Genomic DNA, 22,544 nt, shown 5'->3' on the forward strand with positions numbered 1-22,544 from the left:
ACGACAGGCATGAACAGGCGGGGTCCCAGCGGCTCGTTTGCGCCGCTGGGACACGCCAGTGATAGACTCGCTGAAATTATGCGACGTATCTTGTTCTGCTCCTTGGCTCTTCTCGTCTCTTCTGCAATCGGACACGCTGCGACCTGCGCAAGTCTTGCTTCTTTGACCATGCCGGATACAACGATCACCGGAGCAGAGACTATGGCTGCGGGTTCGCTTAAACCACCCTACGGCCCAACCCTCTCGGACCTTCCAGCCTTCTGCCGAGTCACTGGCGTTTTACACCCGACCTCGGACTCTCACATCCTGTTCGAGGTATGGCTGCCTGAGAAGCAGGCAGCAAAGGGGCAGCAGGGATGGAACCGCAGGTTGCTGGATGTGGGCAATGGGGGCTTCGCAGGCACAATCTACTACGAAGGAATGGCAGGCAATCTTCGAAAGGGTTACGCAACGGCTGGTACAGACACTGGCCACCAGGCCGACGCAGAGGATGCAAGCTGGGCCTACCGGCATCCTGAAAAGATCAAGGATTTCGGGTATCGCGCACTGCACCTGACAACCGAACGAGCGAAAGTTATCGTCGCCGCATTCTACGAGACTGCGCCGATGAAGGTTTACTTCGACGCTTGCTCGGACGGTGGTCGTGAGGCCTTGGTGGAAGCGCAGCGCTATCCCGAGGACTACGATGGCATTCTGGCAGGTGCTCCGGCGAATGATTGGACCCATCTAATAAGCTCGGGGTTAGACGTCGGGCATTCCCTTGTGGCAGATCCGGCGGCTTATATTTCGTCTCTCAAGCTGCCCGCGATTACCGCCGCGGTCCTCGCGGCCTGCGATGCGCAGGACGGATTGAAAGACGGAATCTTGAACGACCCACGTGAATGCCACTTTGATCCGGGCACTCTGCTGTGCAAGTCGGGCGATGAGCTGACCTGTCTCACGGCACCGCAAGTCGGCGCACTGCGCAAGCTCTACGCGGGTGGCAACGACAGCGAAGGTAGACTGATCAGTCCAGGACTGATGCCCGGCGACGAGTCCAGCTGGAAGGCCTGGGCAATCGGGAATGCGCCGAGCGAGAGCAATTACGTGCAGAATTTTTTCCGCTATATGGTCTATGACGACCCAACCTGGAGCGGGCTAACAGCGAATGTTGATACATCGCTACGCGCGGCAAACGAGAAGATGGCTGAACCGCTCAATGCGACGGACCCCGACCTTAGCCGGTTCATCGCACATGGGGGCAAGCTGATCCTGTATCACGGCTGGAATGACCCCGCGATCTCGCCCCTGAATACGATTGCCTACTATGACAGTGTCGTTGCGAAGCTGGGTCCAGCTCAGGCCGAGAGCTCCGTGAAGCTGTACATGGTGCCTGGAATGGCTCATTGTGCAGGCGGCCCTGGGCCGAGTGCATTCGGTCAGCTCGGTATTCCAACCGCGAAAGGTCCGGGAATGCTGAGCCTGCTCGAAGACTGGGTTGAAACTGGAAAAGCACCGACCGAGCTGGTCGCCACTAAATACTCTGCAGACAAAAAAGTGCAGATGACACGACCGCTGTGTCCCTATCCACAGATCGCAAAATACGCAGGCCACGGAGATCCCGATGACAGCACGAGCTTCTCCTGCGTGATGCCCGCGAAAGCAAATAACAAATAACGTGGATTGTGGCCTAACGAGTGCGGCTGGCTGCAACTAGATTTTGCCATCCGGTTTTGCTCATCCGCAGACGCAGCCCGCTGGTTAGAATCACGGCACCTTCACTGCGGCCCTCGCGGGCGATCTCGCGGACGTAGTCCATATTGACAATCGTCGAACGATGAATGCGAACAAACTGGCCGGGACGCAGAATGTTGGCGAGTTGCTTGACGCTCTCACGCAGCATGAAGCTCTTCGCCCCAACGTGCAGGCACGCGTAGTAATCAGCGGCCTCAATCCACTCGATCTCATGAATGTTGACCACCGCATCCTTCTGGCCATTCGGAATCAGCAGGCGCTTCGGATACTCAGGCGTGCCGGATTCGGGTAGATCTCCCGATTGAGATCCGGTCAGGACGCCGCCTATGGGCTCACTGGAAGACGAGATCGAGTGGAGATCAGATAAGACCTTAAGCAGGCGCTCCTGGTTCCGAAGTGCATGATTCGATGCGATGCGCTCTTTGACGCATGAGAGGGTTGCGATGAGACGTTCTGCCTCGACAGGCTTGGTGAGGTAGTCAAGCGCATGAATCTTGAACGCGCGAATCGCATACTGATCGTGCGCGGTTACAAATACCACAATTGGTGTCTGCTTAGTGTTGTTCTGCTCGTTCTGCAAAGCTCGCCGTATCTGCTCGATGGCCTCGAAGCCTCCGCGTCCGGGCATCTGGATATCGAGGAACAGCACGTCGATATGCTTGAAGTCCGGCTGGACGCGAAGGAAGGAGACGACTTCGTCACCATTCCTGCACTCACCGACGACCTCGATGTCCGGGTCGCTAGCGAGCTGGAAGCGCAGGCGCTCGCGGGCAAGCGGCTCATCGTCTGCGATCAGTGCGCGAACTTTCATCGTGACACTGACTCATAAGGGATCGAGATGGCGACCTCGAAGCCGCCCTCGCTATGCGGCTCAGCGCGCATTTGGAAGTTTTCCTGATAGAAGTGAACGAGGCGCTCGCGGGTGTTCCGTAAACCGATACCGTGTCCATCGTGAGTGCGAACCACTATCGATGCAGTATCGGTATCAGTCGGCATTCCGGGATCCGACTCACCTCCACCCGAGCCTGTATCGCGTACACGTAGGTGAAGTGTCGAACCTTCGCGACGTGCTGAGGCCACAACGATTCCCTCATTGATTGACGGTGCGATGCCGTGGCGGATGGCGTTTTCGACGATGGGTTGGAGGAGAAAGCAAGGCACAAGACCATCGAGCGCGCCGGGATCGACCTTGATCTCCACCCGCAAGCGGTCTGCGAAACGTACCTGCTCGATCGAAAGGTAGTTGTCGATCATCTCAAGCTCCTGGGCGAGCGGAACCTTCTCCGGGGTGGTGCGCTTGAGCGTACTCTTGAGGATCGCGTTAAGGTGGAAGAGTATTTCGACGGCCTGTTGCTGGCGGCCCAGTTCCACGAGCGTTGTGATCGCGTTGAGCGTGTTGAAAAGGAAGTGTGGCTCGAGTTGTGCTTGGAGTGCACGCAGGTGCGCAGTGGAGAGTTGTTTCTCAAGCTCGAGCGAGCGCATACTCTCGCGTTGCGCTCGCAGCTGGTATTGGAGAACTCCGGTGATGCCTATGATGAACCCGTAGATAAGGTACTCGATGCCGAAGCGGTTGATGTTGAAGAGGTATCCCCACATGAACTTAGAGCCCTCGGGGCCCCAACCCAGGGGAAATCCTATGGCCCACAAAAAATAGAGATGCGATAGAGCAAGCGCGGAGCCTATGGCCAGATGACTGAGAACACCCTTGACAGAGAGGTTCGAGACAAGGGGAAGGTGTGGCGCGAGTCTCCCCAGAACGCAGGCGAAGACCGCCCACCAACCCCAAAGCACCGCACCATAGACGAGCGAAGCGGGATGCAAAATCGAGCCGCCACACTCTAACGCCGTCAGCAGAGCAAGCGCGGTCGCGAGCGGAATGATGACAAAGTAGCCGTTGAACGCTCGAGGAGCCTGGGATGTAGATGACTGCTGCGCCTCGCGGTTGGATAGCGCGATCGGAGGCGAATCAGCGGGGGTAGTTGTCAAAGCGTTCATATGCCGCCTCTGGTCTCTCCTATGATTCTGGGGGAGCTGCTGAACTCAAATTTACGCCGCCTATGAATCATCGCGCCAGTTTACTCAAGGATCAGGATCGGCTGTTCTGACAGTTGAACCAACTGATTTGCAGCGAACGGCGCAGATTTTGCAGCCAATGCACAGGGTATTGCGTTTTGGGTCTTACATGCCCGCAAGAAGTGGTGGATTTCGGGCCTGTTCGCAATTGGTTTCCTTGAAGATCACTGCATTCAGTTGCGAGCCGCAGCGTGTGACTCCCTGCAAATTCTGCATCCTTGGCTGCATATCGGTTTCGATGCAGAGCAGAATGCGGGATGCTGAAGCTGAGGTGCTGCCACGATGCATAGAGAGTATATATGGGCGAGTTTGTGCACACTGCTCATCTTCCCGCTCGCGTCGTGCTCGCGTGTGGTAGCGCACGCGAACACGACGCCTTCCGAAGGCGTGCCAATACGTTCGGCGGTGGCTGTGCTTGAAGATGTACCGCTTGAAATCGCAGCTGTAGGAAACGTGGAGGCGATCGAAAGCGTGGAGGTGAAGCCGCGTATCGGTGGCCAAATTAAGAGGGTCGCCTTCACCGAAGGGCAACAGGTCACGAAGGGACAGCTTCTGTTCATAGTCGATCGCGACACGCTATATCGTCAGCAAGCGCAGCAGCAGGCGGAGTTGGATCGTGACTCGGCGATGGAACAGCAGGCAGAGGCGCTGGCGGCGCGGGATGCGGCTTCAGAGAAGCAACGCAAATCCGAGGCAGAAACTGCAAAGAAGCTGGGCGACCTGGGCGTCCTCTCGGGCCAGAGTGTTAGCCAGGCTGTCTCGACAAGCGATTCGGCGAGCGCCGGTCTGCACGCAGACAAGGCGGCGATGGCGGCCGCAGCGGGAGCCGTCAAGGCCGATCGCGCGCGGCTGGCCCAGACCCGGTTACAGATGAACTTCGCCGATGTGGTGGCCCCGATCTCCGGCCGCGCTGGTGCCGCGATGGTAAAGGCTGGCAACGTAGTACGGGAGAACGACACAACGCTGGTGACGCTCCTCCAGCTTGCCCCGATTCACGTGACGTTTGGGATTCCGGAACAGGCACTGGTAGATGTCCAACGCTTGAGCGCGCAGGGACCGCTCGAGGTGGAAGCGGGTACAGGTACCGGGGCACTGGCGAAGGGTCGTCTCGACTTTATCGACAACACAGTGGATGCGGGAACCGGGACAATTCGGCTCAAGGCCAGCTTCGCGAACGTCGATGGTGCGTTGTGGCCGGGGGAGTTCGTCAATGTGCGGCTGCGGCTTCGAGTGGAGAACGGAAAACTTGTCGTACCGGAATCGGCGGTACAGCAGGGTGTGGATGGACGATATGCGTGGCGGGTGGAGGCGAACCTCGCGACGGTGGTGCCCATAACGGTAGAACGAAGCTTCAAGCGGCAGGCTGCAAACGGCAGTGTAACCTCACTTGCCGTGCTGGGAGTCGGCGGTCTGCAACCAGACGACGCGGTCGTAACGGAAGGCCAACTTCGTCTCACGCCGGGCGCACGAGTAACCACGATCGGAGATAGGCGATGACCTCTCTCCGTGATGAATCGGGCCGCCACGCGCCTATTTTCTCTTAGCCGTTCAACGAGGGATGACATGCGATCTTCCGAATTCTTCATCCGGCGCGCGACTACGACCACACTGCTTATCACCGCAATCGCGGGTTTCGGCCTGTTAAGTTACCTGTCGTTGCCAGTCAGCAATTTGCCGGAGGTGGAATATCCAACGATCTACGTGTCGGCGGAGCTACCGGGAGCTAATCCAGATGCAATGGCCGCAACAGTGGCGACCCCTCTCGAAAGTGAGTTTTCTCGTATACCCGGTATCGAAGGGATGACCTCGTCAAGCACCGCTGGAAGCACGAACATCACCGTGCACTTTGCGCTAAATCGCAGCATCGATGCGGCTGCGCAAGACGTACAGGCGGCAATCTCGCGCGCAGGAGGAACTCTTCCCTCGGGAATGCCAGCGCCACCGTCGTACTCCAAGGTCAATCCGACAGACAACCCGATAGTCTGGCTTGAGCTCCACTCGCAGACGATGTCCTACGAGGAGTTTTCGCGTTACGCGGCGCAGATCGTCTCGAAGCAGATCTCGATGGTGAACGGCGTATCGCAGGTAGAGGTATATGGGCCGGAGCGGCCCGCGATCCGAGTTCAGGCCGATCCTGCTCGACTTGCCGCTTACGGGCTTGATCTTGAACAGGTTCGTGCAGCGCTGACATCAAACAGCGCAAGTCTGCCGACGGGCACACTATACGGCGCAACGCGTGACTACTCGCTCGAAGCCAAGAGCCAGATGACGACAGCGATCGAGTTTTCTGATCTGGTAGTCGCCTATAGGCAAGGCGCGCCGCTGCGTCTGAACCAGGTGGCGACGGTCCTCAACAGCACGAGCAACGACAAGCGGACGTTCTGGATCAACGGGCAGCGCAGCGTGATTCTGGCGGTGCGTAAGCAGCCCGGCGCTAACACGGTGCAGGTGGCGGACGCGGTCCAGGCCGCGGTACGTGGGTTGGTTGGTACCCTCCCGCCGGGAGTAGCATTTGGACGCGTCTCAGATGACTCAGGGATTGTGCGCGATTCGATCGCTGAGGTGAACCGCACACTCCTGTTGACGGTCGTACTGGTAGTCCTGGTGATCTTTACCTTCCTGGGCACGCTCTCGTCCACCCTGATCGCGAGCGCGACGATCCCGGTCTCGATTCTCGGATCCTTCATTGTGATGCGTCTATTGAATTATACGGTCGACATGTTCTCGATGATGGCGGTGACCTTGTCAGTAGGGTTTATCGTTGATGATGCGATCGTGATGATCGAGAACATCGTGCGTCATCGCGAGATGGGCAAGTCGAAGTTGGTGGCTGCGCTCGACGGTGCGAATGAGGTAGGGTTCACCATCCTGTCGATGACTGTGTCTCTGGTCGCCGTATTTCTCCCAATTCTCTTTTTGAACGGTGTGCTTGGGCGCCTGCTCCGCGAGTTTGCAGTGACAATTTCTGTGTCGGTTCTGTTGTCCGGAATCTCAGCGCTAACGCTGACGCCGATGCTTTGCAGCCGCTTCCTAAATACGGAAAAGAAGGACGACCACTGGTTTCATCGCTGGTCGGAACGCATCTATGGAGCCCTCGAGACTGGCTATCGGCGCTCGCTCGACTGGGTGCTGAAGAATGCGAGAGCAGTGCTGGTCGCAAGTCTCGTAATGACAGCAATGACTGTATGGCTATTCTTCATGGTGCCGAAAAGCTTTATGCCTGCGGTGGATATCGGAGGGTTCTCGGGAACGATGGAGTCAGCCGACGACAACTCGTTTGCTCAGATGATCGCGTATGGAGAACAAGTAAATCACGAGTTGGCCAAAACGCCGTGGATGGACAGCAACCTATCTGGCGTCTTCGCTCAAAACCAGGGATGGTTGTGGGTGAACCTGAAGAACGATCCACACCGTCCAAACGTGAAGACGATCATCGCGGATCTCCAGAAGAGGCTTGATCGAATACCAGGGTTGAAAGTGTATCTGCAGCCGGCGGATCTTGTTGACCTCGGCGAGAACGAGACGCGGTCGCAGTACTCTGCAGCGCTCTCGGGGCCAAATGCAGAAGATATCGATCGCTGGGCTCCGCGGCTAAAGCAGACGTTGGAAGAGGTAAAAGAGCTGACGAATGTCTCGACGGATCTGCAGATGAGCGCGCCACGCGTAAACGTAGATATCCGTCGCGACCTCGCAATGTCATTGAAGGTAGATCCGGAGAAGATCGCAAATACCTTGTATGACGCGTATGGGAACCGGCGTTCGAATACGATCACCGTAGCTTCGCAGCAGTACGATGTCGTGCTGGAGGTGGCGCCGGAGTATCAACGCGACACTGCGTCGCTTGGGAGCATCTACGTGGCGTCCGATACAGGGCGACTGGTGCCATTGTCGACAATAACCACTCTGAACCAGACGGTGGCTCCGCTAACCGTGAACCACTTGGGACAGTTCCCTTCGGTCACGTTTCACTTTGATCTGCGCCCGGGCATGTCCCTCGGTGCAGCAACAGATGCAGTAAGGCGAGCGGCCGCCCAGTCGGGACTCCCCGCGTCGATGAACTTTACGTTTCGTGGGACGGCGGCGCAGTTTCAGAGTTCCCTGAAGGGCCTGGGACTTCTCTTGGTGATCGCTGTGACGGTGATCTACATAGTGCTGGGCGCATTGTACGAGAGCTTCATACACCCCATCACGATTTTATCGGGGCTGCCGCCCGCAGCGATCGGCGCGTTGCTGACGCTCCTTGCATTCGGGCAAGACCTGAATCTCTACTCGTTCCTGGGGATCATTCTGCTGATCGGCATCGTGAAGAAGAACGCGATCATGATCGTGGACTTTGCGCTGGCTGCCGAACGCGAAAGAGGAATGCTACCCGAGGAGGCAATCTATAAAGGCTGTCTGCAGCGCTTCCGCCCGATCATGATGACGACTATGGCCGCTCTGCTGGGCGCTGCTCCGATTGCGTGGGGTCACGGCGTCGGCGGAGAGGCGCGGCGTCCCTTAGGGATCGCGGTCGTCGGCGGTTTACTGCTCTCTCAGTCCCTCACTCTCTACGTAACCCCGGTAGTGTACCTATACCTTGATCGCTTTCAGCGGCGCAAAGAGCACACACTCAAAGAACCTGAGTTGGCAGCGGCCGAAAGGTGAGCGTGAGGAAGGCGTGCATCGTCAACGGGGATCGAACGCGTACTTTCTGCCTTGAAAGGGCGTCTCCTGAGCTTTTCTAAGCCTTTAAAATCGCATTGTGACAACTAACGCTTCAGAAACGTGAGAGCCCGTCGTCAGATGTTCCGGTGTCTTTCAACACAACCATTGCAGCGTTTCGTCCGTTAATTCCGATGACGCTGCCGCCTGGGTGTGTGCACGCTCCGCAGAGGTAGACGCCTTGCATCGGCGTTCGTACGGACAGTCGATTAGACCACATGTATTGAGGCAGACATTCGCCTTGGAATATATGGCCTCCAGTAAGGCCCACCTTGCGTTCGATATCTGGAGGGCCGAGGACCTGAGAGTCCAGCACCGCATCGTTGATATTAGAGCAGAAGCGGGAGAGCGATCCAAGTGCAAGTTGGCGAACTTCTTCGCGTCGTTCATCCCACGTACCGCGCGAAAATGCGTAGGGAACGTATTGGGCAAAGATGCTCATAGTGTGCAGCCCCTCCGGGGTAACCGTTGCATCGTGAATGCTCTGAAAGTACAATTCGCACCATAAGTAGTCTGGCAGTTCGCCTAGTTGTGAAGCGACGAAGCCGGTCTTCCATTCAGCTTTGGTAAGCGGCGCATTTATCTGCCCATAATGATGCGGTTGATTCTTTCCTGGACGGGCTGTAAAGTCAGGCAGCTCACGCAACAGGACATTCAGTTTCACAGTGCAACCCTCAATTGGAATCTTCTCGACACACTTGCTCCACAGTGGATCCGCCGCGATTCCGAGCAGCTTCTGCGTTCGCCGCGGATCAGCATTCGAAATCACAACTGGAGCAAAGATACGCTCCCCGCCCTCGAGGATTACACCTTGTCCAGGTATGATCTGCCCGACGGGAACACCAGTCGCTACGATTGCGCCCGCTTCACGTGCAGCATCACAGAAGTAAAACGAGACCATGCCCATACCGCCTTTTACATAGCCCCACATACCAGGCATTCCGCCGAGCCGGCCTGAAGAATGGTGGAATCGGATTGAAGCCGTGCCAGGAGTGAATGGGCTCGCATTTGTACCAATAACTCCTTGACCCAGGTACGCAATCTGCAGACGTTCATCATTCAGATAGTGCTCGACAAACTCAGCCATCGACCAATCGAAGAGGACATGCCTCGCCTCCTGATCGGTATTGAGCCGCTCTTCAATCTGTTCGCGAGTAGGAGGTTCGCCGATCCACAAGTCTCTGTCACCTGCAGGCCGCAAAGCGTCACGCAATCTGCGGATAACATCGTTCATTGCGCGCCAACCTTCTACATCCCCAGGAGCGAAGTTGCGAATCTCTTCCTCGCACCGCTGATCATCATCCCACAGTTGAACGCTGGAGCCGTCGAGGAACGGAACAAAGAGTCCATTAATCGCAGGAGTCCACTGAAAACCCCGTCCGGGCAGGTCCAACTCTGAGACGACCAGTGGATGCAGTAGGCCCGCGAGATAGGCGCATGGAGACATGCGCACCCCGGGAAACGGTTCTTCAATCGTGCAGGCACCGCCTACTCGGTTACGGCTCTCAAGCACGAGCACGCGCTTGCCCGCCCTTGATAGATAGGTTGCACAGGCAAGCCCGTTGTGGCCTGCCCCAACTACGATTGCGTCCCACCTGCGTAAGGCGAGTTCGTGTATCGGTGCGGGCAAGCCGATTTCCCCGAGTTCAGCCGCTGTTGGTGATCGCATGCTGACAGTATCTACGTCGAAGTGGGGTGTGGGAAGCTCGTCTGAGAAAAGTTCGCGGTGCTCCAGAATGTGACGGGAAGCACGTCATCTTATATCCGTCGCTGAAGCCTATCCCTTAAGGTTGGCTAAGCATCCATCTGCGATACGATCTCCATGCATATTCTTCTTGTCGAAGATGAGGTCAGGTTGGCGGAGAACGTGGCGGCAGATCTTCGCGAGACTCCAGGTTACGCTGTTGACTGTGCCTCGGATGGTCAGATTGGTGCGTCGTTGGCAAGCAATCGTTGTTATGACCTCATCATTTTGGATTTGATGCCGGCGCAGCGCCCAGCGAGCGTGGAGCCGGTAATTGCTTTACGCGCGGACTAACTGAAACAGAGGGAGTTTTCTGCTCCAACAATTGCAACCCAGATCCTGCTGTTCATTCTCGAATGGCAGGCCTTCCTATTTCCACAAACGAATATTGATAGGGACAGTATCTTTCCCGCGCTGCGCAAGGCGATCATCGTGGCGCCGCCATTGGCCTGCCTGATTCCCGCCCGATCGGCAATGGAAGTTGCGGAAATATCTACGGAATGCTTCCCCCTCGTATTCGGACTAGGTGCAGGTTCGCAGATGCTTCAACCTTTTGCTAGAGCTGTTATAGGCGTTCTGTTACTCTCTATCTTTCTCAGTCTCGTCGTAACGCCGGTAATCTACGACAGCCTCACAAAAACCCCTCATTAGAGGGGTCTAGTAATTTTGCGGACATTACCCATCGCAGCAGGTCTCGACACGATCACTAATATCGAATCTCTTGATTCGGTTTATATTCCTCGCCAAATTTGTTTTTATGGTTGGCTAGCGCGTCGGTTGTGGCTTGTAGCGTGATGTCGTCGAGGCGTAGAGGTTGCGATGCAACCTGGATGACGCGTTCCGCCGTCGTCTGGTCGGCCGGTTGACCGTTCTCGCTCCACATATTCAGCCGGTAGCTTCCGGGCGGCACATTGTGAATGGAAACCGTGCCGTTCTCCCCGGAGATCCCATAGTAGGGAGTGCTCAGCGCCAGGATAACTGCTCCCATCTCCGGATGAATGTTACAGAAGATATAGGAGACACCTTCGCGATCGAAACGCACGGAGCGGGTTGTGCCCGATTCATATAGACCTAGATCGAACCGTTTGCCGTTGAAAAGTGAAAAAACATTGTGAAAGAAAGGATCCTCATTAGGAAATTGGACGGAGGAGCCGGTGGCGACGACAAGCAGATGAGGTGTGAACATTTTGTGCTTTTGGACAAGACGGTATACCGGTTGACTCACCGGCGACGGAGATATCGTAGTTATTGGCTTCAAGGAGGAGAGCCATATGACTACATTTCCAGCGCTGGGTGTCTGATGATCCTTCCTCGCACTTGGAGATGACGATGCACGCACGAGGATCTTTGTGGACACCTCCACGCCCTGGGCTCGTAGCTGGGGCACTGCAAGCGCCGCCAGGAGGCACCAGTATGGGACGGCTGTCGACCTTGGCAGCTTACTCACTTGCTCAATCTCCTAGAACTGATATCCCGCCGAAAGCGAGAAGATGTCCGCCGTGCTACCAGCACCATAAATGGGCCAGGTCCATATTCTTCGATACTCAGGGGAGAGGATGATGTAGGTCTTGGGCTTGAAGATTAGGTTGGCGACGACCATCTTGTTACGTGCGCGCAGTTGCACCTCTGTAGCAGTCGCTGGAAATTGGAGGCTATGAAAATCGCCTGAGAAGCCGTCGTCCACGCCAATACTAGCGTTCGCCTCGAGCGACCGGCCAAAATGCGTTTTGAACTGAGTCCAACCGCCAATCGCGTTCAAGCCGCGATAGGAGTTTCCTCCCGTGACCGGATTAACCCCGATGAGAATGTCTTTATAGACCCCGCCGCCCAACCCCCCCAGACCCAAGCCACGATATCCCTCTCCACTGACTTCAAAATGGTCGCCGAGTGGTACGCGCCAGTCCGTTGTAACCGCCCAAGTGTCCAGATTCTCTCCATAGGGATAATTCTCTCGGCTGTAATATCCGCTGAGTCCGATCTGAAAAGGATGTTCGTTGAAAGAATCTCCGTAAGAGTTTTTGGTCGCGGTCCCATAGGATATGCGCGATTCATAAGCTGGTTGTTTGGAATATTCCCCGGGGCTGGGAGCGCGGAATTGCAAATTTGTGCTGTAACCCGCGGCCGGCGGATCCCACAAACCTAACTCGAATTGCAGCTGCCTAGTCAAATGAAGCGGGATCTGATGTGCATAGCGCAATTGAGGCGACCAAGTCCACAAGTTTCCCGAACCCGCCAGGCTGGGCTCGGCAACGGTTGCATAAGAGGACGGCGACAACGGAGAGATCAAAGGCCCTACCAACCCTGCCTGAATCGAATCGTGATCCCAATCGAAATTGATACTAGCAGTCCGCATGCGGACGATGCCAGCTGAGGTTGCAGAGCTGCCATAAGCGAGTCCACCGAAGAAGTCCAGATTCACGTCGGCAGAAGTTCTAGCGCCAGCGATCCTAGGTCCAAAACCCTGCAGACCTAGGATCGTTTGACGGAAACTTGCCCCAGCGCTGCCATCGCCCGAATCGTTGCTTCCTGCGAGGGCCACCTCAGGTAGATCGATATTATCGACAATGCCCTTGTTAATAAACGAGTTGAAAAGGATTAGGCCAGTAACGCGGACGGGGTACTTCGATTCGCTTTCGACCTTCGTCTGCTCATGAAGTTTGACTTGCTCTTCCAGAGTTTGCTGTCTCTCCTGTAGATCTTCGATCGCCGAAGCTGTCGTCCTTGCCGTGTCGACTTCATCTTCGTGGATCGGCTGTTCGGAAATCGGCTCGGTTCCAGCGAGCTGTCCTTTGATCTGGGATAGCTCTTGTCGCAGTTTTTGAATTTCCCTTCGAGACTGCTCGAGCTGCTGATTAGCTTCATCTAGCGATGACGATATTGCTTGCAGCCTTTGCTCCAGCTTTGAAGATGGAACATTTGCAGGTGAAGAAGACGGAGATGCTGGGGCCTGAGCAAGTATTGTCGATTGCGCGTGCGATGAAGCGCACACTCCAACTAGTATCAGACAAGTGAGAAGTAAGAAACTAATCTCTCTCATTCTTCAACCTTTTTCATGGACGGGGATGTGTGCGACCGAGGTCTTCTTCTCAACCGCAGCGCCAAGCGCCTGCAACGCCGCTCTTGGCAGGTTAATCGTGAAAACGGTATTACCTGCCATGGTGTCCTCGAGTTCGATCCCGCCGCCATGCTCTTGCGCAATTTGTTGGGCAAGGGTTAAGCCAAGCCCCGTACCGCTTTCCCTGCTATCGCTGACAAACGGCAAGAATATCTTTTGACGAACAAGAACGGGTACACCTGGACCATTGTCGGCAATTCTAATCTGAATCGACCGCTCGCTTTCGAGGAGAGTCAGAGTCACGGCGGCCGGACCTTGACCTCGCTTTGCGGCCTGACATCCGTTAAGAAGCAGATTGTAAACCGCACGTCCCAGTTTTTTGGCGTCGACCCACACTTCAAGCGAAGATAGGCCGTTCAAAGTTATTTTGACTTCCCGGCCCGCAGGATGAGAGCGGACCAGGTTTACCGCTCTCTGGATCATAAGTGTAATCGATTCGAATTCCGGATGGAGTGCCCTGCCGGTTTGAGTAAAGAGAAGCAACGAATCGAGAAGGTCGGTCATTCCCTGAACGGCCGTCTGTACTTCGAGCATCAGCTCTTCTCGTTCCGCCTGAGATATATTGGCGCCGCTCATAAATTCGGCGTTTGCATACATTGCGGAAAGATAGTGCCTCAGATCATGTGAGATGGAACTCGCCATTCTTCCAATCGTCGCAAGTCTCTCCGAGTCCACAAGCTCCCGCTGGGTACGGCGTATCTGAATACGCATGCGTTCAAAAGCCCTGCTTAACTCCCTTACCTCCGATGCACCGTCTTCACTGAGTTGATAGTCAAAGTTGCCTTGAGCGAGAGCCCGAGTCCCTTCCACCAGCGCACCTATAGGGCGCGTGAGATTCCGTAAAATCGAGGCCAGCATTCCGGATCCCACGACCAGCGCTGCGAGAGCAAGCGCCAACACCCAACGGTTCACTCGGTTCAGCAATTGCGTTGCCTGTTCGAAGGACTTAAGCACAACAAGCTGAGGAATCTCCGTCGGACTCTCCTCTCTGAGGGAAGTCGTGAGTCGTTCCGATGCCGCCAGATATTCCATCTTTCCGAGTTGAATTTTCTTGTCCTGGGTCGGTATCTGCAACAGATCCCCGCCCCGCGCAACTAGCTGTTGCTGTAATCCCGGTCCTAGCGTGCTGACTACTACTCTGCCGTTAACTGCGAACGCAACCTGCGCCGCAGCTGCTTCACTCACCTCGCGGGCAACATACTCATCAATGGGGTATCCCACAGCCACGGATCCGAGAAAGGTCCCATGCTCCTTTGGTCCAAAGTAGAGTGGCTGGGTCGCTATTTCGTAGATACGGTCGCCGAGAGAGAGCAGAATTGGCTCGCCTGGTTTGTGGCGGTCTGCCTCCTCAAGCCCACGTGCCACGCCCGAACGATCTAGCCTCGCACCGCGATTGTAGGACACAATGAGCTTCCCGTTTTGATCAAGCAACGCGAAGAAATCGCATCCGCTCACCTGCCAGAACTCTATCCCACCGTCCGCGATCGTTCTCGGATCGTAGGTGGTCATCAGAGACTTTAGACTAGGCAAGTCGGCCAGGAGAGCTGATTCGCGGGCAAGCAGTTCACGCTGCTGATGTTGAAGATTCTGGTAAGTCTTTACGGAGTGCCGGAGGTCGGATGCGAGGTCCGCCTTGGTCTGCTGCTGAACGATTGTTCGGATTACGAGAAGACTGAGTAGCGTGCAACCAAATGATAGGACGACCAGCGGAATAAGCAACGTCGTTCTCATCCGTAGCCTATCCATCAACTTCGTTCTCCCATGAGCTGCGGCCAGATCAGTTTCCGCGGACGAATTTGTAGCCAATGCCATGGATAGTGCGGAAGTATACAGGCTTTCCTGGATCCACCTCCAACTTCTGCCTTAGCTTCATAATGTGGTTGTCTACTGTGCGCGTTGTCGGGTATGACGTGTAGTTCCAAACATCGTTGAGCAACTCTTCCCGCGTAATGACTCGCTCAGCATGTTCGACAAAATACTGCAGAAGCTTGATCTCGTGTGCTGTAAGGACCACTGGAGCACCGTCTTTGAAAACCTCCATCCCGGAGAAATCCGCTGTCACGTTTCCAAAACTAACCCGGCTGATCGCTGCCGGCTTTCGAGTTCTTCGAATTGCCGCCTGCACCCGTGCCATGAGCTCGCGCGGACTAAAGGGTTTTGTGACATAGTCGTCCGCGCCCAACTCCAACAACAGAACTTTATCGGCAACCTCAGAAACTGCGCTAAGAACAATAACTGGAGTGCTCGCGGACCAGCTTTTGATGCCTTTGCACACCTCGAGGCCCGACATGCTCGGTAGCATGAGATCGAGAACAACACCGGCAGGTTTTAGGCTCTTGCAGGTCGCTAAGCCCTGCGCTCCATCACCGGTCACATATACATCATAACCTTCAGTGGTGAACTGCCGATGAAGCGCTTTCTGTATCCGAGGATCGTCTTCAATAACCAGAATCAAGCTCACTTTTTTTGCTCCTCAGGAATCTCAATACCGGATCTGATTCCCAACTTCTTTTATTTTATCGAGATCATGCGGATTCTATGGCGGTTATCCGCACAAGTATTTCACTCCTATCATCAAATGACAAAGCCCTGACATCTCTGAGACATTCTGGGCCCAATTGAGAGATGCTCCAGCAAGCCAAATTGGCGTGAGTTAGGTCCTCAGGAGTCGAGAACAAAACACGCACAATCACTATTTCATTGAGGCTGCTACGAATATTATCGGAGGCGCGCCGAATCAAGAACCGGCCGGGTGGAGCGCCGCCGTCTCATTTCTCTTCGCCACCTGCATCGATCCTTCTCGAAGGTCGACATAAACAACCATGAGCTTATTAGCAATTTCTCTCAGCGAAAATCTATCCAGATTCTCCGAGATTCGCCGGGGCGTCTCTAGTGCATCGCAAATTACCGTGGCCAGAGCTGACACATCTTTCCCCGAGTTGAGGTCAAAATAGTGACAGGACTCTCCTCCTATCTCACGAAACGTCGGAATATCAGAGCATACAACACGACTTCCGCAAAGCAATCCTTCGACTACAGGTAAGCCGAATCCCTCCATCAGAGATGGAGCTAATAATAAGTCACAGCTCTTGTAGAGCCACGCTAATTCTTCATCACTCACACTGTCCATCATCTTTACGCGATCTCCCAAGGCTTCTCGCTCGACGACGGCTTTGATCGAGGCTGTCTCTGGACCGTGGTTTCCTAATAAAACCAACAACGTCCTACTTTCTATCCTCCCCTTTTCCAATAGCGCTCCAAATGCTCTAAGCGCCAGTGGTATATTTTTGTTCGCCCGGTGCTGAGCCACCATCAAGAAGAATGGTTGCCCCTCAATGACAGGCGCACTCGGCCTATCCGAGTTGATGTTGACACAGTTGTGGACTACTACGCTCTTCCGTTGGGCTATCTTGGGAAATCGCGTCGCTAATCGGCACAACGTGGTCTCAGAAACACAGGCAACCAAATCAGCCTCTTCGAGGCAACGTTGCAAGAACGCCCTATTGAAAAACACTTTCGGAAATCCGAAATTATGCGGCTCATCGTAAGGATACAAATCATGTAGCGATACAACCACGGGACAATTTAACGCATTCCGGCGAATCGGCACAGGAAAGGAAAGATGAAGGATGTCTGCACCCAGAGCATCCAAGAGCTTTGGCAGCTCCCATAAATACCAGTAATTGCGCGTAAACGCATCATTGCGAGTGTCAATTGTTATGATATTTACTTTGGTGCCTTCTATCCGAAACGAGTGCCTGAAATATTCCTCTTGCCATCTCCCGATGACCAAAGTGACTTCAGAGATCTCTCTACGGCTAGCCGCACAGCAGACGAGACTATACGCGTGCCTGCAGATGCCGGAAGGGCCAGTTGATGATGAGAGTGCGGTAATGAGAATATTCATAACTCTGCTCTTACGATCCGAATCTGTCGTACGACTTCGCTTGTAACTGTGCCCAATAGGAGCCGCGGATTGCCTTTTCTCCATATCTTCTCAAGCCAGCGATAGGTCGACAGAAAAGCAGCGCGGCTCTTTGAAGTCGCTCAGACTTCAACCGACGAAACAAAGGGACCGTGGCGAAAATTACGCGTCTGTGCTCCCATTGTTGCTTGTCTGGAGCGCGGCACGTCTTACTGGCGGGTTGCAATCGGAAATCGGCAAGAAGCTCCCGAATGTGCTTGAATCGGTATCCCTTTATGGCCAAACGAATGAAAAATTCCAGATCCATCACATATTGAAGATTTTCATCTATCCAATTTCCCTCATCAAATACTCGACGGCGAAAAAACGTAGCGGTGGTCGGGATATATAGCACTCGATGATAAAAGAGAACAAAGGCACTGAACGCTATTTCGGATTTAATCCGAACGAGCCCGCCCAATTCGTCTACGACACGATAATCTCCGTACAAAATGTCGAGCCCCGGATCGTCCTCAAACATTTTTGCCACGTGCTGAAAGCATCCCATCCGGTAGCGGTCATCCGCGTTCAGCCAACCAATAATGTCTCCCGTCGCCTGTCGAAATCCCTTGTTTAACGCCTCACTCTGACCACTATCAGGTTCGGAAACCCAAGCTATGCCTGATGAAGCCTTGTCGCTCCGAAAGTTCCGCAATAACTCTACAGTTCCGTCGGTTGACATCCCGTCGATCACTAAATGCTCGCAGTTCGGATAGTTCTGCATAAACACACTTTCCAAAGCGTCATGAATGAAGCTTGCCTGATTTAGTGATGGCGTCACAATCGAGATGGATAAAGGTTTGGTCATATAATTTCGATCTTCCGAAGGTGCAATCTAATGCGGAGCCGATAGGTGGTCAATGTCTTTTTTGGAACTCCATTTACCGGTTATCGTAGATTTGATGTGAGTCGCTAGTTCCCGCCGCGGATCGAAAGCATCCAATTCTCCCCAGAACCGCCTCGCCAAAAGGTATATTGCCGTCAGGATGATTGACAGCACCGTCGAGACCAGGACTATTAAGAATCGATGAGGACCAGACTTTCGCTCAGGAAGATTTGGGAAATCTATAACCCCGACCGTTGGAATCGACTTGGCTTCATCAATACGAGCAGTTTCATATTCTTCAGAAAGCAGGTCAAATACCGTCTCGTGAATACGGACAGTTCTATAAAGATTCGCCCACTGCACGCCTAGCCGAGGAAGTTCTCTTAGCGCGGGATATGGATGAGTCACATCGAAACTCTGACCTTCCGTTCCCTGGACACTCTGTTCATTCGCACGTTGTAGCTCGCGGCGCAAAATCGCATCCCTTGCCTCCGCCGCACGAACTCGAACATTTTGATCGCCATAAATCTGACGCAACGAGCTCAGTTCAGATTCGCCCGCTATTAGCTGACCTTCAAGCTTCGCTCCGGCGTCTACGGTAGCCTTGGTCTGTTCCTTTAGGTCAATCGTCGTGTTCTTGCTGGAGAAGTCACTGAGTTCAAGTTGGGCACGTTGCAGTTCTGCTTGGACGGTGTTGAGTCGCTGTTCAATAAATTCACGTTCACGATGAGCAGATGAAGTGTTGACTCTAGCGACTAATCCATTTAGCTCATCGAGGTAGGCCTGAGCTAACTCTTTTGCGCGGTTGGGATCTTCGTCTGTCACAACGATCGTGATGACGCCATTCTTGGGGTCCTCGGTTATCTTGGTCAAACGTACGAGTTGTTTGGCAGTACTATCTCGATATCGTTTGTGATATACACGCTGCAGATCGAACTTATCGATGAGATGACCAGATATCGTTCCGCTATGCAATAGAGCAACGAACAAGGCGCTATTGTTTTTCGCTCCGATGAGACTTCCCGCTAGACCTGCGAGACCGCTCGCCGAACCTTTACCAACTAGTGCTGCGAGCATCGCTGCGCCATTGCCACCACCTTGTTCGGGAGGCATAAGTCGCGCACCCGATTCATACTCTTTGGGTAAGATGAATGCTACTAACATACTAAGTACGAAGGCGACTCCAGCCAAACGGAGCATGAGATGTCGATTATCCCAAAACAATGACGTGTTCGTAATCCAGGTTGGTCTCTTCACAAGATCTGTAGGACTTACGCCATGACCTAGTGGAAATACTCGAGATGTCGGCTCTAATAGATTGTGCATTGCTTACACCTCGGTAGTCGCTCGTAGGTTCGTCTTCAAATAACTGTCAGAGCTGCAGCCTCGAACGAGACTAATTGTTGTAACTCGTACGTTTGGCATGAATATTATTAATGTAAAGCTAGTGCTGCTGCGAATCCGATCGAGGAGAATACTTGCGCCGAAGCGAAAAGGTTTCGCCACAAAGCCGATCCACCAAACACTTTTTGGGGGACGACAACCACATCACCAGGACCTAACTTTGAGTCAAGCACCCCTGGCTCGTGCCAATTGTTTGACCCCCTTCCGACCACTAGACCATTCGCTCGAATGACGAGAATTTCTTTTCTGTTGCCGCCTTCTGTACTACCCCCCGCGCGCTGGAGATACCACCCCGCGGTCTTCCCAGGAACAAACGTAATAGCGGAAGCGTTATAGACCTGGCCAGTAACTAAGACAAAACCTGGCCTCTTGGGTATAGTGAGAACATCTCCGTTACGCATTTCGATATCTGCAGGTGTGCCTTCCCAGCTTGCTATATCAGTGCTTATTTTGATAACCAGGCGGCCTATCGCAGATTGACCGCGCAACCGAGAAACCACCTCTTTCTGCTGTTGAACGAGTAACTGCAACGTCGCGGCGTCGTCTTGCGCAGAGAGACTTGGCGCCAGCTTCGCACCCGCTGACGTTGTCTCGATTTGACGTATCAATTCGTTTCGGCTCTTATCTTCAAGCTCTTTCACTTGGAGTCTGATCAGCACAGCTCCCGAGGGATATGCGGTTGATCGGAAGCCTCCCGCTCGTCTTAACACTGAGCTCAACCGCTCCCCTTCCTGTAGCCCATAGGACCCGGGATAGGTCACCTCACCCGTCAGGTTTACTGAAGCTCCAATATCGTTCCACCCAGATATCTGGTGGACTGTGAGCACGTCGCCAACTTTCAATGTTGCATCGGAGCTGGAATCATAAGTGTTCACTGCTGCTCCAATCCGAACCGCCTGTCTTCGACTTATGACTTCTCTTCCATCTTTTACGTCATAACTAGCGAGGTCTGCATTATCGAGCAGCGCACTCCGTTTGAAACCTCCTGCCATACGAACAAGTTGTGCAGCCGTCATTCCCTGAGAAAGTGCATATTCTCCTGGATGAATGACTTCTCCATGTATCTGAACCTTTGGAGCATCCGCCTCATAGCGACCTACTATACGAATCGTGTCGAAAGGCTGCAGGCTCATCTCTTCATTACCAGCCAAGACGTCGGGAATGTTAAACGAGATAGCTTCAGCACGTAGATCAGGAGGAAGTAAACGAATAACTTCTCCGCGATCGGCTGGCTCCGGAAGAAGGTCTTGATAAGAACGTAGAATGTCGGTCAGTTTCATACCGTCGTGATACGAAAATCTCCCCGGTCTAACAACATGCCCCTCTACGTAAATGGCCTTCTCGCTATACGGGAGAATCGGTTCCACAGTAACCCGATCGCCGTCCTGAACCTCAAATTCGTCTATGGTTACTTGCGACGCCTCCCTTGTAGTTCCTTCAGGAAGGTTCAGGCTCAGCGTCACCCGATGACCCTGTGGGTCGATTCTCTCAATCTTGGTGCGGGTCACCGCAGCAGCCACAAGCAGCCCTCCGGCATCGTCTAAGAGCTCTGACAGCTTTTTCTCAGCCTTTAGTTCATAGATAGCAGGGCGCTTAACCATTCCGGTAATTGCAACCTGCCTTCCCACGGGGGGAATTAGAATCGTGTCGCCCGCTTCGAGCCGATCTTCTTCGGATCGAATACCGTGGAGAAGAAAATCGTAAAGATCGACCTCCCGCACCAGCTTTTGTCCGCGGTACTGACGAGCTATGCGCAATGAGCCGGATCGTGTCGGGCCGCCAGCTGCATAGAGGGCGTTGAGAGGGGTCGACAATGAACTGATGTCGTAAGCCCCCGGTCGTTGCACGTCGCCAACTACGTAGACTCGTATGGTCCGTAATCGCGAAATAGTGATGGCTACCTTCGCATCCCTGAACTGCCTACTCAGCTCCTGTTGGACCACCTCCTGAGCCCGTTGGATCGACAATCCAGCTACTGAAACTGCACCTGCTTCAGGGAGAACGATCTTTCCTTCGCGATCGATAGTTCTCGGAAGACTCTGCGAGATACCTCCCCAGAAATTGATAATCAGACCGTCGCCAGAGCCTAAAATATAGTCTGGTCCGACGGGCACATCAATCGACATCTGTTTGGTAGCTAAGCCACGCTCAAGAAACACGTCCGAGCCAAAGCGCCTAAGTTTCGAAGTCTGTTCAGGAACCTGGGAGTAAAGATCACGGAGTGACTGAAGATTGTAGGGGGTCGCCTGATGAATGATTTCCGTAGTGTTGCCACTATTCCGGTCTGACCTGCTCTGAGACGAACGACCTAGGTCGTCCCGCGACGACGTCGAATTTTTTCTTGTAGTCACATCTGAGTTAGGAGTCTCCGATCTTCCGGAGTCAGTGGCGATTGTGCCTGTTAGACCAAGGCCTCCAGGAGAATCTATGCCCACTGGGCTTGATAACGTTGGAGAGCGGGTGATATCGTCGACTCCTTGTGCTCCTATGCTCTGTCCTTCTAAATCGAGATCATCCAGATATCCACGCGCCCGCAACCACACGCTGATTGCTCCACGCAGTCCCGCGTTTGAAGATATGCCTTGATACAACATGTCGTCGGTAATGGAATCTACTTGAACAGTCGTTCCTCCTTGCTGTAGATAGTCGGCCATCACTTGCTTAAGATCTACGACCAACTCTGGACGAGACTGCACAATCATCAGAATTTGGTTCGCCGTTAAGACGCCGTTCGGACTTTGACTAGCGCTATTCCCTGTTGTTTCTTCCTTTGTGCGGTCGCTCCCGTCATCATCGGAAGTATTAGTGTTCGGAGACACAGGAGTCGTAGGAACTGAGGGCGAAGCAGAAGGTAGTCCGGTCGGCAAACTGGGCGCCTGCAGTTGCTGTGAATGCACTGCTACTGTTGATAAAATCAGACAGCCAAGAGTGATCACACTCCGTTTCAATTGTTTGAAGACACTCATCTGGAGAGCTTTCACCT

Annotated in this window: 16 protein-coding genes; 5 read left to right on the plus strand and 11 right to left on the minus strand. The window is 54.0% G+C overall.

The annotated features are described in order from the left end of the window. Positions 1–78: 78 nt before the first annotated feature. Positions 79–1,656 (plus strand): tannase/feruloyl esterase family alpha/beta hydrolase, encoded by a 1,578-nt coding sequence (locus HDF14_RS21295; RefSeq protein ID WP_183980730.1) that lies wholly within the window; start codon positions 79–81, stop codon positions 1,654–1,656. A 13-nt stretch (positions 1,657–1,669) separates the two neighbouring features. On the opposite strand, the gene HDF14_RS21300 is transcribed toward HDF14_RS21295, so the two are convergent. Continuing rightward, on the minus strand, positions 1,670–2,545 hold the full coding sequence (locus HDF14_RS21300) for a LytR/AlgR family response regulator transcription factor (RefSeq protein ID WP_183980732.1): 876 nt from the start codon (positions 2,543–2,545) through the stop codon (positions 1,670–1,672). After that, positions 2,542–3,729, minus strand: coding sequence for a sensor histidine kinase (locus HDF14_RS21305; RefSeq protein ID WP_183980734.1), 1,188 nt, complete (start codon positions 3,727–3,729; stop codon positions 2,542–2,544). Before HDF14_RS21305 ends, HDF14_RS21300 begins: the two co-directional genes overlap by 4 nt. A 360-nt stretch (positions 3,730–4,089) precedes the next feature. Here HDF14_RS21305 and HDF14_RS21310 point away from each other — a divergent pair, with 360 nt between their 5' ends. Both HDF14_RS21310 and HDF14_RS21315 read left to right on the plus strand, forming a co-directional pair. Beyond that, positions 4,090–5,304, plus strand: coding sequence for an efflux RND transporter periplasmic adaptor subunit (locus HDF14_RS21310; protein WP_183980736.1), 1,215 nt, complete (start codon positions 4,090–4,092; stop codon positions 5,302–5,304). A gap of 66 nt (positions 5,305–5,370) precedes the next feature. Continuing rightward, positions 5,371–8,451: an efflux RND transporter permease subunit gene (locus tag HDF14_RS21315; protein WP_183980738.1), complete on the plus strand. Its 3,081-nt coding sequence runs from the start codon at positions 5,371–5,373 to the stop codon at positions 8,449–8,451. 112 nt (positions 8,452–8,563) lie between these two features. Here the strand turns inward: HDF14_RS21315 and HDF14_RS21320 are convergent, their stop codons facing one another. Beyond that, positions 8,564–10,138, minus strand: a complete 1,575-nt coding sequence (locus tag HDF14_RS21320) for a phytoene desaturase family protein (RefSeq protein WP_260698472.1) — start codon at positions 10,136–10,138, stop codon at positions 8,564–8,566. Between the two features lie 192 nt (positions 10,139–10,330). Between HDF14_RS21320 and HDF14_RS21325 the strand changes: the two genes are divergently transcribed. Further along, positions 10,331–10,546 carry a hypothetical protein gene (locus HDF14_RS21325; protein WP_183980742.1) on the plus strand — a complete coding sequence of 72 codons (216 nt, stop codon included), beginning with the start codon at positions 10,331–10,333 and terminating at the stop codon, positions 10,544–10,546. 180 nt (positions 10,547–10,726) lie between these two features. Further along, positions 10,727–10,903 carry an efflux RND transporter permease subunit gene (locus HDF14_RS21330; RefSeq protein ID WP_183980928.1) on the plus strand — a complete coding sequence of 59 codons (177 nt, stop codon included), beginning with the start codon at positions 10,727–10,729 and terminating at the stop codon, positions 10,901–10,903. A gap of 55 nt (positions 10,904–10,958) precedes the next feature. Here HDF14_RS21330 and HDF14_RS21335 read toward each other — a convergent pair whose 3' ends face one another. The 8 genes from HDF14_RS21335 to HDF14_RS21370 all read right to left on the minus strand — a co-directional run bounded on the left by HDF14_RS21335 (position 10,959) and on the right by HDF14_RS21370 (position 22,542). Continuing rightward, entirely contained in the window at positions 10,959–11,438 is a 480-nt protein-coding gene (locus HDF14_RS21335; protein WP_260698473.1) for a cupredoxin domain-containing protein, read from the minus strand. A gap of 273 nt (positions 11,439–11,711) precedes the next feature. Continuing rightward, positions 11,712–13,241 (minus strand): hypothetical protein, encoded by a 1,530-nt coding sequence (locus HDF14_RS21340; RefSeq protein ID WP_183980744.1) that lies wholly within the window; start codon positions 13,239–13,241, stop codon positions 11,712–11,714. A gap of 51 nt (positions 13,242–13,292) precedes the next feature. Next, positions 13,293–15,098 carry a sensor histidine kinase gene (locus tag HDF14_RS21345; RefSeq protein ID WP_260698474.1) on the minus strand — a complete coding sequence of 602 codons (1,806 nt, stop codon included), beginning with the start codon at positions 15,096–15,098 and terminating at the stop codon, positions 13,293–13,295. A gap of 46 nt (positions 15,099–15,144) precedes the next feature. Beyond that, entirely contained in the window at positions 15,145–15,828 is a 684-nt protein-coding gene (locus tag HDF14_RS21350) for a response regulator transcription factor (protein WP_183980748.1), read from the minus strand. A 276-nt stretch (positions 15,829–16,104) separates the two neighbouring features. Continuing rightward, on the minus strand, positions 16,105–17,274 hold the full coding sequence (locus HDF14_RS21355) for a glycosyltransferase family 4 protein (RefSeq protein ID WP_183980750.1): 1,170 nt from the start codon (positions 17,272–17,274) through the stop codon (positions 16,105–16,107). Positions 17,275–17,284: 10 nt separating this feature from the next. Continuing rightward, positions 17,285–18,139 carry a glycosyltransferase family 2 protein gene (locus tag HDF14_RS21360; protein ID WP_183980752.1) on the minus strand — a complete coding sequence of 285 codons (855 nt, stop codon included), beginning with the start codon at positions 18,137–18,139 and terminating at the stop codon, positions 17,285–17,287. 27 nt (positions 18,140–18,166) lie between these two features. Then, positions 18,167–19,270 (minus strand): GumC family protein, encoded by a 1,104-nt coding sequence (locus HDF14_RS21365; RefSeq protein ID WP_260698475.1) that lies wholly within the window; start codon positions 19,268–19,270, stop codon positions 18,167–18,169. 320 nt (positions 19,271–19,590) lie between these two features. Next, on the minus strand, positions 19,591–22,542 hold the full coding sequence (locus HDF14_RS21370) for an SLBB domain-containing protein (RefSeq protein WP_313899655.1): 2,952 nt from the start codon (positions 22,540–22,542) through the stop codon (positions 19,591–19,593). Between the last annotated feature and the right edge of the window lie 2 nt (positions 22,543–22,544).

Source organism: Tunturiibacter gelidiferens (genome assembly GCF_014201335.1).
GTDB classification, from domain to species: domain Bacteria; phylum Acidobacteriota; class Terriglobia; order Terriglobales; family Acidobacteriaceae; genus Edaphobacter; species Edaphobacter lichenicola_E.